This window comes from Flavobacteriales bacterium (assembly GCA_013214975.1).
Classification (GTDB): domain Bacteria; phylum Bacteroidota; class Bacteroidia; order DT-38; family DT-38; genus DT-38.
On record JABSPR010000202.1, the window covers coordinates 1 to 14,561 of the forward strand.

A 14,561-nucleotide genomic window follows, 5' to 3' on the forward strand; every position below is an offset into this window, starting at 1 on the left:
ATGTAATTAAATAAGATATTGTTTCCGTAATAATATTATTTGAAAAGCTGGAGTCTATTTTATATTCTTCTACAACTAGTATGTTTTGAGTTATCGTATCTATAAAGGTTGGCCAAATCACTACATATTCGTTCGGATGGCTAATCTGTACACTCAGATTAATTTGATCGCCAATAAGGATTGTATTGGTGTCTAAAGTAGCCGTAACTGAAATATTCTGTCCGTATGTCAGAATAGGGAATATTAAGACAAGCAGAGTAGTCTTAATTAACTTGGCTATATGTGAATCTATTCTCATTATCGTTTTTTGAATAAATTCATGAGAGGTTTAATATAAGACTCGGTTGTGTTTATAAGGGCAAAATCTACTCCCGATCTTCGAAAAATATTTTTCAATCTAACTTCTTCATCATTCGCTTTTTTAGCGAAACCATCTCTCACTTTCTTGTCTGAACTATCAATCCATTGATGTCTACCAGATTCCGAGTCAATAAATTTAACCAAGCCGATATTTGGTAGGCTCTTCTCTCTGTCGTCAAATATTTTAAGAGCAACAACGTCGTGTCGTTTTTTTGCCAGCTTTAAGGGGTTCTCGAAATTAGTATCGATAAAATCGGATATAACAAAAGCAATACTCCTTTTTTTAACGATATTGTTAAAGAATTTTAAGGCTACCGAGAGATCTGTTGTTTTATTTTCGGGTTCGAAGTTTAAAAGCTCTCTAATGATTCTTAAGATGTGGCTTTTCCCTTTTTTAGGAGGGATAAATTTTTCGACTTGATTACTGAAGAAGATAACACCAATCTTATCGTTATTCTGAATTGCAGAAAATGCAAGGACTGCACAGATTTCTGTAATCATGTCTTGCTTCAGTTGAATTTGTGTTCCAAAAGATTCGGAAGCGCTAATGTCAACGATTAGCATTACTGTCAATTCTCGTTCTTCTTCAAAAACCTTTACATATGGACTATTAAATCGCGCTGTTACATTCCAATCAATTGTTCGGATATCGTCTCCATGTTGATATTCACGAACTTCACTAAAAGTCATACCCTTGCCCTTAAAGGCACTATGGTATTCTCCAGTGAATATTTGATTAGAAAGACCTTTGGTTTTAATCTCAATCTTCCTGACTTTTTTTAAAAGTTCGGATGCTTCCACTATTCGTTTTTAATTTCTGTGGAGAAGACTAAGGTACTTCAACAGTATTTAGTAACTCTTCTATAATATATTCTGTCGTAATGTTTTCTGCTTCTGCCTCGTATGTTAGGCCAATTCTATGTCTTAAAACATCTGGGCAAATTGCTCTCACATCTTCAGGAATTACATAACCTCTTCGCTTTATAAAAGCATAGGCTTTGGCAGCCAACGCTAAACTGATACTTGCTCTTGGTGAAGCACCGTAGTTTATCATAGAGGCATATTTACCTAAATTATAATCCTCAGGATTTCTTGTTGCGAAAACAATATCTAGTATATATTGCTCAATTTTTTCGTCCATATAAACACTTCGAACAACTTTTCTTGCTTTTATTATCGACTCTGGCGAAACAACCGGTTTTATTTCGATTTTCTCGTTTTGAATATTTCTACGAATAATTACTTTTTCATCTTCTTTAGTCGGGTATCCTAATACCACTTTAAGCATAAATCGATCTACCTGTGCCTCGGGCAATGTGTATGTGCCTTCTTGATCGATTGGGTTTTGTGTTGCTAATACCAGAAATGGTTCCTCCATTTGAAATGTTTCATCTCCAATAGTTACTTGTCGCTCTTGCATAGCCTCTAACAACGCACTTTGAACCTTAGCAGGTGATCTGTTGATCTCATCTGCAAGGATGAAGTTTGCAAAAATGGGTCCTTTACGAATAGTGAATTCTTCCTTTTTTTGGTTGTAAATCATTGTACCTACAATATCAGCAGGCAATAGGTCTGGAGTAAATTGTATCCGACTAAACTTTGCATCGATGCTGGATGCAAGAGAATTGATCGCTAGAGTTTTTGCTAATCCAGGTACCCCTTCCAAAAGGATATGGCCGTTTGCTAGTAAACCGATAAGTAATCGTTCTACCATTTTCTTCTGGCCAACAATTACCTTTTCTACTTCCATTGAGATTAAGTCCAAAAAGGCACTTTCCTTTTCTATTAACTCGTTTAATTCTTTGATATTAATTTCTTGTGTAGTCGTTTCCATTTTATCTTATGCTAATTAGTGTTGCAAATTTAATTTTTTGGCTAATAAAAATCAACGAAAAGAACGCTGTTGTCATATTATTTATTGCATATCTGTATTTTTGGTTTTTGAATAATTATCCTACTTAGAATTGAGTTTAATAAATCGGTTTTTTTTAGAAATTTCCTACGACGGAACATTGTTTCATGGATGGCAAATCCAAAACAATGCGGATACCGTTCAAGGCGAGGTGAATAGGGTGTTATCTGTTCTTTGCGAAGAGAGTATTAGCGTTATGGGATGTGGAAGAACCGACACCGGCGTACATGCCACACAGTACTTTTGTCATTTTGATTCGGTAAAGGAAATGAATAGTGAAAATCATCTGCATAGAATTAATAAAATGTTTCCCGCGAATATTGCTGCTTTGAGTTTGCGAGAGGTGGGTAATGATGCACATGCTAGGTTCGATGCCGATTCTAGAACCTATGAATATCACATTCATAAAGAGAAATCCCCATTTCTAGTTAATAGGTCGTATCAATTAAATGCTGAGTTCGATATCGATTTAATGAATAAAGGAGCAGCTTTACTTCTATATTATGAAAACTTTGAATGTTTTAGTAAGGTCCATACGCAAGTAAATAATTTTAATTGCAATATTTCTAAGGCTATCTGGGAGGAAAGAAAGGAGGGGATTGTATTTACGATTACTGCAAATCGCTTTTTACGTAACATGGTTAGAGCAATTGTAGGATCATTAGTTGATTTAGGAAAAGAAAGGATTTCAATAGAAGATTTAATAAAAATCATTGAATCACAAAATCGTTCGAATGCTGGGATGAGTGCTCCTGCCCACGCTCTGTATTTATCGTCTGTTACTTATCCTTATATCAATTAACAGTGACTAAACTAACAGATACATCGCTTCTTAGAAGAATATTTAGATATGTTCTTCCATATCGATCCACTTTTGCTATTGCTTTACTCCTTACAATAATATTGGGTTTTTTGGCTGCCGCAAGGCCGTATTTGATAATGAAAGCCGTTGATGATCATATTGTTAAGCCAGATTTAGAAGGGTTGAAGTTCATCTCAATTATATTGGTAATACTTCTGTTTTTAGAAGCGTTTATTCAACTAATTCAAACTTATATGGCGAATTGGTTAGGGCAAACGGTAATTAAGGATTTAAGGGTTGAAGTATATAGCCATATAAGCAGATTTAAATTGAAATTCTTTGATAATACACCCGTGGGAACGCTGATAACTAGGGTAATATCCGATATCGAAACAATTGCAAACGTATTTTCGGAAGGGTTGCTAATAATATTAGGCGATCTATTAAAAATTGTCTTGGTAGTCACTATGATGTTCTATGTAGATTGGCAGTTGGCACTAATTACGTTATCTGTCTTGCCAATTTTAATCATTGCGGCGAATTCGTTTAAGAATGGGATAAAATCATCTTTTGAAGAAGTTAGAACTCAGATTTCGAGTATTAATACCTTCGTTCAAGAACGTATTGTTGGGATGAGTGTGGTTCGGATGTTCAACAAGGAGCATGATGAAAAAGAAAACTTCAAGGTGATTAATGACTTGCATCGTAAAGCACACGTAAGGTCAATATGGTACTATTCAATCTTTTTGCCATTTGTTGAAATTCTAACGTCATTGGCAACGGCATTATTAATTTTTTGGGGATCGGGAAATGTTATGGATGGAGATATCGAGACAGGCGCTCTATTCGCATACATACTATATATCAATATGTTATTTCGGCCTATTCGTCAATTGGCTGATAAATTTAATACGCTGCAAATGGGTATGGTGGCATCAGAACGGGTATTTAAGTTATTGGATACAACGTCGCAGATAGAGGACAAAGGAAGTATTTCGAGACATCACTTAACAGGAGATATAAGTTTTAAAAATGTATGGTTTGCGTACAATGACGAGAACTGGGTACTCAGAGATGTTAGTTTCAACGTTGAGGCAGGAAAGAGTATTGCTATTGTTGGTGTCACTGGTGCTGGAAAAACCTCTATAGTGAATATTCTTTGTAGATATTACGAATACCAAAAAGGCGAAATTAGTTTAGACGGAACAGATCTTAAGGATTATAAAATCAAGGAATTAAGAAATAATATTGGGTTGGTTCTCCAAGATGTGTTTCTCTTTTCAGATTCAATATTTAACAACATTACGTTAAATGATCCGAGTATATCAAAAGAACAGGTAGTTGAGGCATCAAAGATTGTAGGGGCGCATGATTTTATTAGTCGTTTACCGGGAGATTACGATTATCAAGTAATGGAGAGGGGTAATTTGCTTTCTGTTGGACAGAGACAACTAATCTCTTTTATCAGAGCTTTTGTATATAATCCAAAGATTTTAATTTTAGATGAGGCTACTTCATCGATTGATGTACAATCAGAAGAATTGATACAGGCAGCAACTAATCGATTAACGGAAAATAGGACTTCCATTATTGTGGCTCACCGGTTATCGACTATTAAAAATGTAGATATGATATTGGTTTTAGATCATGGTAAAATCATTGAACAGGGGAATCATAAAGAGCTATTGGAAAAAGAAGGGTATTATTGCAAACTATTTAATCATCAGTTTAATAGCATAAACGAAAAATAATTAAAGTATGTCAGAATATTTTGAAGGAGAAGTAACCATAATTGTAGATGGGGTAGAAGAGAAAGTTGAGGTAGCAAATGGACAATCGATTCTTGAAGCAGCATTAGAGAATAGCCTTAATGTACCTTTTTCTTGTCAGGCGGGAAATTGCACTACTTGTAAGTCCAAGTTGGTTTCAGGTAAAATATCGATGGACAATGATGTTATGTTGAACGATGATGACATTGCAGAGAATTATGTTCTTACTTGTCAGTCACACCCACTTACCGATGACGTTAAAATAGAGTTTGAATAGAACGAAAAAAAGTTAGACATAAAAAAACCCTTAGTGATATCACTAAGGGTTTTTTATGTCTAAAGTTCTTATTCAGCAGAAGCAGTTACTTCTTCTACAAAAGCATTAATTGATAATAATGTTTGAGCAGGTTCTGTGTTAGCAGTAATTGTAACCGTTTTTGCTTGGTTACCTTTTTGAGTACCTGGCTTATAGCTTACTTCAATTACACCTTCTTCTCCTGGAGCTATAGGTTCAGTAGGATATTTAGGTACTGTGCAACCACAAGATCCTTTTGCATTTGTAATGATAAGTGGCTCTGTTCCTGTATTTGTGAATTTGAAAACATGTTCATTATCTGTACTGTTTTGTTGTACGTTTCCGAAATCATGCGTCATATCAGCAAACTCCAAGCTTGTTTTTGGTGTGTTATCAATTATAGGAGCAACTGGCTGTTGAGCACCAAGATCTATCGGAGCAGCATTATTAGGTGTTGCAGGAGCATTAAAACTTGAACGTGGTGCGACTACGGTACTATCCTCAACACCTTTTGATTGCATTAAAACTTGCATCAATAGTAGTAAGGTTATAGCGCCTAGAAGACCAAGCTTGATGTTTTCTCTCATATCTGTATTCATGGTATATTATTTAAATGTTTGGTGTATTATAAAACTCCGTCTAAATTAATACTTATTCTCCAAGAATAGAAGTTCTTATTTAAGAGCAATTTTGGAGTTGTATCCTTTAAAGTTTTCTAAAAGCTGAACAGCTTGAGTGAAGGCGTCGTCTGTTTGGTTTATAACCTGATGATAGGCTTCAATGTCAAATAAACTTCTGGCAACAAGTGCTTTGATGTGGTTGTTGACTTTTGAACGAGAAACTTTATCGTCGATTCCCTCTTCATCTATTTCGCGTTTTATAACGAATTTGTCGAATTCTTCCATGTAAGCTTCGTTTGTAGAAAAATTACTTTCGAATTTCTGAAAGGTGGAATAGTCGGCCTCAAATTGAGTTCTATTGATGTCTACATAGTGAAGAGAGAAGTCTCTCACAAGTCCTTTTTTGAGTATTTCGTTATAATATGGAGAGAATTTACTTGTATCCATAGGGATGAATATATCTGGCATTATGCCACCACCACCATATACTACTCGTTGGTTTGGTGTGTAAAATTTAAGAGAATCAGGAAAGCTAATCTTCTCTTTATTACTCATTTCCCCTTTACTTAATCTTGTTGCCAATTCTTTGTGATATTCATCCGTCCCTTCATCGTAAGGTTTTTGAATACATCTGCCGGTAGGAGTATAGTACCGTGCAGTAGTGAGTCTAATGGCAGATCCATCAGGTAGTGCAAAAGGTTTTTGTACAAGTCCTTTACCGAAAGATCGTCGTCCAATAATTACACCTCTATCCCAGTCTTGTATGGCTCCTGATACAATTTCACTAGCAGATGCCGATCCTTCATTAATTAATACAACTAATCTCCCTCCTTCAAATTCTCCTTTTGTTGTAGAAAAATGAGTTTGACGTGGTGAGTATTCACCATCGGTATAAACAATCATCTTATTCTCAACCAAGAATTCGTCAGCTAATTCTATAGCAGTTCGAAGGTAACCGCCTCCATTATTTCTAAGATCGAGTATTAGGTGCTTAGCCCCTTCGCTTTTTAATTCACTTAATCCCTTTTTAAACTCTTCCATAGTTGTTCGTGAAAACCGGTTTATTTTTATATAACCGATTTCATCATTCACTTTGTAAGATGCATCCATACTATACATCGGGATTTTATCTCTTACAATAGGAAATTCAAGTAGGCCATCAATTCCTTTTCTGTATATCGAAACATTAACCAAAGTTCCTTTAGGTCCTTTAAGACCTTTCATAACATCTTGATTCGTTATGCCCGTTCCTGCAACGACTTGATCTTCAATTTTGATAATTTTGTCTCCAGATCGGATTCCAAGTTTTTCGGAAGGACCGCCACTAATTGGTGAGATAACCACAATAGTATCCTTTAAAATATTGAATTGTATTCCAATTCCTTCAAAACTCCCAAGTAATGGCTCGTTCGTTTGTTTTAAATCTCTTTGATGTATGTAAGTAGAGTGGGGGTCTAGTTTTTTTAGCATTGATCGGATGCCATTGTCAATGATTTTGCCAACATCTGTGGAGTCTACATAGTATTTTTCAATAAGCATTACAGACTGAGAAATCTTATCGATCGCCATATGGAGATCAATTTCTTTTTCTTCTTCTGTATCTAGAACTCCTGCGGCTTGCCCAAATACTGAAGTATTAAAAATGGCAAGAATAATAAGTGTTGGTATGTAAAATTTGATCATGTATTCTCTCATTGGTAATTGAAATATACTATTGTTTTAACTATTATGTTTCACTTCTCAGTTTAATTAATGGCGCTAAATACTTGCCCGTATACGACTCGCTATCACTTACAAGATCCTCTGGTAGACCTTCGAAAATTAATTCTCCTCCTTCGTCTCCACCTTCAGGCCCAAGATCAACTAACCAATCTGCAGACTTAATTACATCTAAGTTGTGCTCGATAACGATAACTGTATTCCCTTGTTCTACTAGCGCATTTATTGCTTTTAGAAGCTTCTTTACATCATGGAAATGAAGTCCTGTAGTGGGTTCATCAAATATGAAAAGTGTATGAATATCTTTTTTGTTTTTGATCAGAAATGATGCCAATTTAATTCGTTGAGCTTCTCCACCGCTAAGTGTTCCTGAAGATTGTACAAGTTTAATGTAGCCCATTCCAACATCCTGAAGAGCTTTTAGTTTAAAAACTAGCTTTTTGAGATTAGTCTTGGACTTGTCGTCTTGTTGAAAGAATTCAACTGCCTCATCTATAGTTAGGCCCAGTACATCAGCAATGTTTTTCTCTTTAAACATAACATCTAGGACTTCTTGTTTAAACCTTTTTCCGTTGCATGTTTCGCATTCGAGAAATACGTCTGCCATAAATTGCATTTCGATTTTTATTCTTCCTTCTCCTTCACATTCATCACATCTTCCTCCCGGCATGTTAAAGGAAAAGTGAGCAGGTTTAAAACCGAGGTTTTTAGCATGTGACGAACTAGAATAGATATCCCTGATTTCATCAAATGCCTTAATATATGTTACAGGGTTCGATCGTGAAGATTTACCGATTGGGTTTTGATCAACAAATTCTATCTGTTGAATGTTTTCTATATCGCCCTCAACAGAACCGTGGGCTCCTGTTTCTTCTGCAAATCCACCTAATATTTTCTTAATGGAAGGATAAAGTATTTTTTTAACCAAAGAGGATTTTCCTGAGCCACTAACTCCTGTAATGACGGTTAAAATCCCTAATGGAAATTTTATATCGAGTCCTTTAAGGTTGTTTTCTCTTGCGTCTTTAATTTCAATGTGATTAGTCCAAGTACGTCTATGTTCGGGAACAGAGATTTCTAATTCACCGGATAGATATTTCATTGTAAGGCTTTTGGTTTCCTTCATCATTTCATCATGACTTCCTTCAAAAATCACTTCGCCTCCATCCGATCCAGCTTTTGGACCCATATCTATAATGTGATCTGATGCTTTCATGATTTCTGAATCATGCTCGACAACGATAACTGAATTGCCAATTTCTTTTAAAGAGAGCATTACATCGATTAATTGTAATGAATCTCGAGGATGAAGCCCGATGCTTGGCTCGTCTAATATGTAAGTAGATCCGACTAAGGAGCTTCCGAGTGATTTTGCAAGGTTAATTCGTTGCGATTCACCTCCTGAAAGCGTAGAAGAAATTCTATTTAAGTTGAGATAGCTTAATCCAACACTACAGAGAAAACTTAATCTGCTTCTAATTTCTAAAAGGAGATTCTTTGCAACCTGTTTGTCGAAGTCGTTTAGAACCGATTCAACGTTGTCGAAGAAGGCTACGGCATCGCCGATCGACATCTTAACTATATGGCTAATGTTTTTATCATGTATTTTGATGTAATTGGCTTCTTTTTTAAGTCGAGATCCTCTGCAAGTATTACAAGTAGTTTTGCCTCTGTATCTTGAGAGCATCACTCTGTATTGGATTTTGTAGCTCTGTTCTTCTAAATAAGAAAAGAATTCGTCTAAGCCTCTAAAATGAACGTTGCCAGTCCAAAGTAAATCTTGTTCATCTTCTGAAAGATCGTAATATGGACGGTGTATTGGAAAGTCGAAATGACTACTGGCCATCACTAAGTCTTCTTTCCATGTTTTCATTTTTTCACCGCGCCAGCATACAATCGCATTTTCGTAAACAGAAAGGCTTTTATTAGGGATAACGAGATCTCGATCTATACCCATTATATTTCCGTATCCTTCACATGTTTCGCATGCTCCAATTGGATTATTAAAACTAAAAAGATGAGTGGTTGGTTCTTTGAACTCAATACCATCTAATTCGAATTTATTAGAGAATGTATTTGAAATCCCTCCATTTACCTCAATCGTACATTTGCCTTTACTTTCGTTAAAGGCTGTCTGTATCGAATCGGCAATACGTGTCCAATTTGCTTCATCATTTTCTTTAGATATAACTCTGTCGATTAAAATTGCGCAATCTTCTTCTATTGGGTAAGATTTTGTTTTTTCAAGAACTTCTTCGATCTTTCGAATATTCCCTCCAACGGAAATTTTATAAAACCCACTACTAATTAGATTCTCGAGAATAATTTTTGATTGAACTTTACAATCTGAAAGTATGTGAAGTTTCGAATTGTTTTCAAGGCTTTTAATGTATTTAATTACATCTTTTACAGATTGCTTCGTTACCTCTTTATTCGAAATTGGAGAATATGTCTTTCCTATTCTCGTGAAAAGTAATTTAAGGTAGTCGTATATCTCTGTTGATGTGCCAATGGTGGATCGTGGGTTTTTAGAACTGACTTTTTGTTCTATGGCAATAGCGGGAGAAATACCTTTAATGAAATCCACATCCGGCTTGTTTAGTTTTCCTAAAAACTGTCGTGCATATGCGGATAAGCTTTCAACGTATCTTCTTTGGCCTTCAGCATACAAAGTATCATACACTAAGGTCGATTTCCCAGATCCTGATAATCCTGTAACAACAACTAATTTGTTTTTAGGAATGGCAACATCAATATTCTTAAGGTTGTGCATTTTTGCACCTTTAATAAGAATGTATTCTTTTGGATTTTTGAGTGAGAATGAATCTTCCGGCATCAAATGTGAATTATTTTTTTAATAAAAAGCGTACAATATTACGCTACTTTGTTTAACTTTCGGTTCAGTTAACTTTAAAATGTAGTTGGGCAGAAACAAATGAATAAATTTGGCGTACCAACAGCATCAAACACAAAAAACAAACTGCCTATAGCATAAATCTTACTCTTTTAATTTTTTTTCTCACGAATCACTAACAAAAGAGTATGTTATGCAAAATCCTATATTAAGCGATCAAGAACTAGTAAGAATCTATCTTCAAGGAGATGAAGATGCGATTAGAGTACTTATAAACCGACACAAAGACAAAGTGTTTGGCTATATCTATTTTTTAATAAAAGACAGAGCCTTGGCCGATGATGTCTTTCAGGATACCTTTATTAAAGTTGTAAATACCTTGAAGAAAGGCAAGTATAACGAGGAAGGTAAATTTATAGTTTGGGTTAAGAGAATTGCCCATAACTTGGTAATAGATCATTTTAGAAAGTCTAAGAGAATGCCTCTTGTGCATGGAAATGATGATTATGACGTATTTGCTAAAATTGGTCTTGAAGAAGAAAGTATTGAAGAGAAAATCCTGAAAACACAAACCCACCAAGAACTCAAAGATCTAATTGAGTTTTTGCCTGAAGAACAAAGAAATGTTCTTAAGATGAGGTACTATATCGATATGAGCTTTAAAGATATTGCTGAGGAAACGGATGTTAGTATCAACACGGCTTTAGGGCGTATGCGGTATGCTTTGATTAATCTTCGGAAATTAATGGAAGAGAAAAACATTAGCCTTGTAAGTTAGTAGATGCAATAACCGTAATAGTTGTCCGTTTGGGTGGTATGAAATTAATAAATCATTTGTATAGCCTATGGATAAAAACAATACTATTAATGAGTTATTTAACGCATCCGAAAAAACCGGTGCCTATATTGATTCGAAAGAATTACAACCTAAAGAAGAAACGATAGATTTTATTTTAAGCTATTCAAAATCGCTTAAAATTTACAATACCGATCTTATTGATGAGGTTGAAGTAATTCTAAATTAAGAGACTCAGAAACGCCCTTTTGCTTTAAAGCAAAAGGGCGTTTTATTTAACATCATATACCTGCTCTGCCAATAAGTGAACAGATTGGACATACGTCACTTTTGTGTCCTCTGGCTGGGCAATATTCTCTTCCGAAGAAAATAATTTGAAGATGTAATTTATTCCATAGAACTTCAGGGAATAAACGTTTACAGTCCGCTTCTGTTTTTACAACATTTTTACCGGTAGATAGTCCCCATCGATAGATTAATCGGTGGATGTGTGTATCTACTGGAAAAGCCGGATGGCCAAAAGCTTGAGCCATTACTACCGAAGCTGTTTTGTGGCCAACACCTGGTAGTTCTTCTAGATCCTTGAAGTTATCAGGTACTTCGCCATTATGCTTGTCAAGAAGCATTTGAGATAACCCATATATTGCTTTTGATTTCTGAGGTGACAATCCACATGGCCGGATGATTTCTTTTATTTCTTCGATAGTTAATTTAACCATATCTCTTGGGTTAGACGCTTTCTCGAAAAGCCCTGGTGTGATTAAATTGACTCTTTTATCCGTGCATTGAGCAGATAACAGAACGGCAATTAGTAAAGTAAAGTTGTCGCTATGGTCCAATGGTATTGGGGTAACGGGGTACAGCTCTTCTAATTTGTTAAGGACGAAAGTTGCTTTTTCTGCTTTTTTCATGAATAGTTTTTTGCAAAATTAGAGTAAAAAAGAATGTTGATTTAGTTTAATTATTGATGAACACGGATTTGGGTATTTGTAATTAAACGATTGTTAGTAAGTTGTCTGTGATGCTCTTGTATTCACGGTGGATAATTAAGAAGTTTAATACTCATTTAAATTTCATCAATTGGCTATAATAGAAGGTAAGGCGGCTCCAGATTTTGCATCGAAAGATCAAAATGGAGATGATATTTCGTTAAGTGATTTTAAAGGGCAAAAATTGGCTCTTTATTTTTACCCGAAAGATTTAACGCCGGGTTGTACTACTCAATCATGTGATTTACGTGACAACTATGATATTCTAAAAGAAAAAGGAATTGAAATAGTTGGGGTAAGTGCAGATAGTCAAAAAATGCATTTGAAATTTATTGATAAGCACAGTTTACCATTTCGTTTAATTGTTGATGAAGAAAAGATTATTATCAAGGCTTTCGAAGTTTGGGGAAGAAAGAAGTTTATGGGGAAAGAATTCGATGGCATTTTCCGAAGAACTTTTCTGATTGATGAAAATGGGGTAATTGAGAAAATTATAGAAAAGGTTAAGACAAAAGATCATTCCAATCAGATCTTAGAGGTGCTTGGCCTTAATTAGGTAATAAATAAAAACTAGAACTATGGCAGTTGATGTGAAAAAAGAAAAGCTAAAAGCTTTACAGTTAACAATGGATAAGTTGGATAAAACTTATGGAAAGGGAGCTGTTATGAAGTTAGGTGATATTAGTGTAAGTGATGTTGAGGCTATTTCTACAGGCTCACTTACTTTGGATATGGCTCTCGGAACTGGTGGGTTTCCTAAAGGAAGAATAATTGAAATATACGGCCCTGAATCTTCGGGTAAAACAACGATTGCTATTCACGCGATTGCTGAGGTGCAAAAAACAGGAGGAATAGCAGCTTTTATCGATGCGGAACATGCGTTTGATAGGTTTTATGCGGAAAATCTAGGTGTTAATATCGATGATTTATTGATATCTCAACCGGATAATGGTGAGCAAGCGCTGGAAATTACCGAAAACTTAATTCGTTCTGGTGCGATTGATTTGGTTGTAATAGATTCAGTAGCAGCTCTTACACCGAGAGCTGAGATTGAAGGTGAGATGGGGGATTCCAAGATGGGTTTACATGCTCGATTGATGTCTCAGGCTTTGAGAAAACTTACTGGAACAATTAGTAAAACAGGTTGTACTTGTATTTTTATCAATCAGTTAAGAGAAAAAATTGGAGTGATGTTCGGTAATCCTGAGACAACTACAGGTGGTAACGCTTTGAAGTTTTATGCTTCTGTTAGATTAGACATTAGAAGACGAGAACAACTTAAAGATGGTGATACTATCTTGGGAAATAAAACCGTGGTGAAGGTTGTTAAGAATAAAGTAGCTCCACCATTTAGAAAGGCTGAGTTCGATATAATGTATGGGAAAGGAATTTCTAGAGTGGGAGAGATTTTGGATTTAGGAATTGCAAATGATATTATTCAAAAAAGTGGATCTTGGTTTAGTTATGGTGAAACTAAGTTGGGTCAAGGTAGAGATGCTGTGAAGAGTTTGATCGAGGATAACCCTGAATTAATGGAAGAACTTGAAGGTAAAATTAGAAGTGCCATCGCATCGCAAAATTAATAGAGGATACTACTTCACGGCCGTAATTCTGGTCGTGTTGTGTTACTCATCTTGTGAAACTGATGTTCCGGAGACTGAAGAGGAAAGTCAGTCTCCGATAACAACAGAACTTAGTGTGCTTGGGGCAATTAATGAGAAAATAAAACTATCTCATAATGATCCTGAATTATATTATAAGAAGGCTGTAGTTGAACTAGAGGGCTCAAACCTTGCATTATCATTAGACGATATAAACCGAGCGTTACTGCTCGACAGTACTAGTGATAAGTATTTGAACTTTAAGAGTGATATACTCTATTATCAAGGTGACATTAAAGTAGCTAGTGGTTTTATAGAAGCCTGGCTTAGGCAATCACCGAATAATAAATCTGCTTTAATGAAGCAGGCTAAGCTGTTTCTATTGACGTCGGATTTTCAGGCATCCGTAGATGTATTAGATAGAGTACTTAAAGTGGACCCTTTTAATCCTCAAGTATATTTTTATAAAGGGATGAGTCATAAGGGATTGTTGGATAGCGTATCCGCTATCGATGCATTCCAGAAATCAATTGCCCTAGATCAAACATATATTAAATCTCACAATCAACTTGGTTATTTGTTTTCTGCTAGAGATGACAAGTTAGCAATACGATATTTTAATCAGACGCTAGCTTCTGATAATAAGAATATTGATGCTCTCTATGGTAAAGCATTCTTCTATCAAAACAGGGGAGAGGTGGAATCGTCAAGAAGGCTATATAAGGAAATACTTGATTTGAATCCAGAACATATAGATGCTCTGTATAATATGGGATATTTAAATTTGGTTGACTTTGATAATCTTGACCTTGCCATTGAATTTTTTACAAAGGTCTTAAAGCTC

Annotated in this window: 15 protein-coding genes; 8 read left to right on the top strand and 7 right to left on the bottom strand. The window is 35.4% G+C overall.

The genetic code is table 11. The features are described from left to right. The 3 genes from HRT72_06795 to HRT72_06805 all read right to left on the bottom strand — a co-directional run. A partial coding sequence (locus HRT72_06795; GenBank protein NQY67412.1) for a hypothetical protein occupies nucleotides 1-298 on the bottom strand: 298 nt, incomplete at its 3' end. Then, nucleotides 298-1,161, bottom strand: coding sequence for a DUF58 domain-containing protein (locus tag HRT72_06800; GenBank protein ID NQY67413.1), 864 nt, complete (start codon nucleotides 1,159-1,161; stop codon nucleotides 298-300). The genes HRT72_06795 and HRT72_06800, both read right to left, overlap by 1 nt. Before the next feature lie 28 nt (nucleotides 1,162-1,189). After that, entirely contained in the window at nucleotides 1,190-2,194 is a 1,005-nt protein-coding gene (locus HRT72_06805; protein ID NQY67414.1) for a MoxR family ATPase, read from the bottom strand. Nucleotides 2,195-2,324: 130 nt separating this feature from the next. Here HRT72_06805 and truA point away from each other — a divergent pair, with 130 nt between their 5' ends. From truA to HRT72_06820, 3 genes are read left to right on the top strand one after another with little or no spacing between them, the layout of a single operon-like run. Beyond that, nucleotides 2,325-3,074 carry a tRNA pseudouridine(38-40) synthase TruA gene (truA, locus tag HRT72_06810; protein NQY67415.1) on the top strand — a complete coding sequence of 250 codons (750 nt, stop codon included), beginning with the start codon at nucleotides 2,325-2,327 and terminating at the stop codon, nucleotides 3,072-3,074. 2 nt (nucleotides 3,075-3,076) lie between these two features. Further along, nucleotides 3,077-4,825: an ABC transporter ATP-binding protein gene (locus tag HRT72_06815; protein NQY67416.1), complete on the top strand. Its 1,749-nt coding sequence runs from the start codon at nucleotides 3,077-3,079 to the stop codon at nucleotides 4,823-4,825. Nucleotides 4,826-4,832: 7 nt separating this feature from the next. Next, nucleotides 4,833-5,120: a 2Fe-2S iron-sulfur cluster binding domain-containing protein gene (locus HRT72_06820; GenBank protein ID NQY67417.1), complete on the top strand. Its 288-nt coding sequence runs from the start codon at nucleotides 4,833-4,835 to the stop codon at nucleotides 5,118-5,120. Between the two features lie 68 nt (nucleotides 5,121-5,188). Here the strand turns inward: HRT72_06820 and HRT72_06825 are convergent, their stop codons facing one another. The 3 genes from HRT72_06825 to uvrA all read right to left on the bottom strand — a co-directional run bounded on the left by HRT72_06825 (nucleotide 5,189) and on the right by uvrA (nucleotide 10,313). Further along, nucleotides 5,189-5,737: a DUF1573 domain-containing protein gene (locus tag HRT72_06825; protein NQY67418.1), complete on the bottom strand. Its 549-nt coding sequence runs from the start codon at nucleotides 5,735-5,737 to the stop codon at nucleotides 5,189-5,191. 75 nt (nucleotides 5,738-5,812) lie between these two features. Next, nucleotides 5,813-7,441, bottom strand: coding sequence for a S41 family peptidase (locus HRT72_06830; protein NQY67419.1), 1,629 nt, complete (start codon nucleotides 7,439-7,441; stop codon nucleotides 5,813-5,815). Nucleotides 7,442-7,484: 43 nt separating this feature from the next. Next, nucleotides 7,485-10,313: an excinuclease ABC subunit UvrA gene (uvrA, locus tag HRT72_06835; GenBank protein ID NQY67420.1), complete on the bottom strand. Its 2,829-nt coding sequence runs from the start codon at nucleotides 10,311-10,313 to the stop codon at nucleotides 7,485-7,487. Nucleotides 10,314-10,524: 211 nt separating this feature from the next. On the opposite strand from uvrA, the gene HRT72_06840 reads away from it, so the two are divergent. Both HRT72_06840 and HRT72_06845 read left to right on the top strand, forming a co-directional pair. Continuing rightward, nucleotides 10,525-11,109 carry a sigma-70 family RNA polymerase sigma factor gene (locus HRT72_06840; GenBank protein ID NQY67421.1) on the top strand — a complete coding sequence of 195 codons (585 nt, stop codon included), beginning with the start codon at nucleotides 10,525-10,527 and terminating at the stop codon, nucleotides 11,107-11,109. A gap of 67 nt (nucleotides 11,110-11,176) precedes the next feature. Further along, on the top strand, nucleotides 11,177-11,356 hold the full coding sequence (locus HRT72_06845) for a hypothetical protein (protein ID NQY67422.1): 180 nt from the start codon (nucleotides 11,177-11,179) through the stop codon (nucleotides 11,354-11,356). Nucleotides 11,357-11,408: 52 nt separating this feature from the next. On the opposite strand, the gene nth is transcribed toward HRT72_06845, so the two are convergent. Further along, complete coding sequence (gene nth / locus HRT72_06850; GenBank protein ID NQY67423.1) at nucleotides 11,409-12,038, bottom strand: endonuclease III; 630 nt, start codon at nucleotides 12,036-12,038, stop codon at nucleotides 11,409-11,411. A gap of 169 nt (nucleotides 12,039-12,207) precedes the next feature. On the opposite strand from nth, the gene bcp reads away from it, so the two are divergent. The 3 genes from bcp to HRT72_06865 all read left to right on the top strand — a co-directional run. Continuing rightward, nucleotides 12,208-12,672, top strand: coding sequence for a thioredoxin-dependent thiol peroxidase (gene bcp / locus HRT72_06855; GenBank protein ID NQY67424.1), 465 nt, complete (start codon nucleotides 12,208-12,210; stop codon nucleotides 12,670-12,672). A gap of 22 nt (nucleotides 12,673-12,694) precedes the next feature. Further along, nucleotides 12,695-13,699: a recombinase RecA gene (gene recA / locus HRT72_06860; protein NQY67425.1), complete on the top strand. Its 1,005-nt coding sequence runs from the start codon at nucleotides 12,695-12,697 to the stop codon at nucleotides 13,697-13,699. Next, nucleotides 13,659-14,561, top strand: a 903-nt coding sequence (locus HRT72_06865; GenBank protein ID NQY67426.1) for a tetratricopeptide repeat protein, incomplete at its 3' end; no start/stop codon positions are given. The genes recA and HRT72_06865, both read left to right, overlap by 41 nt.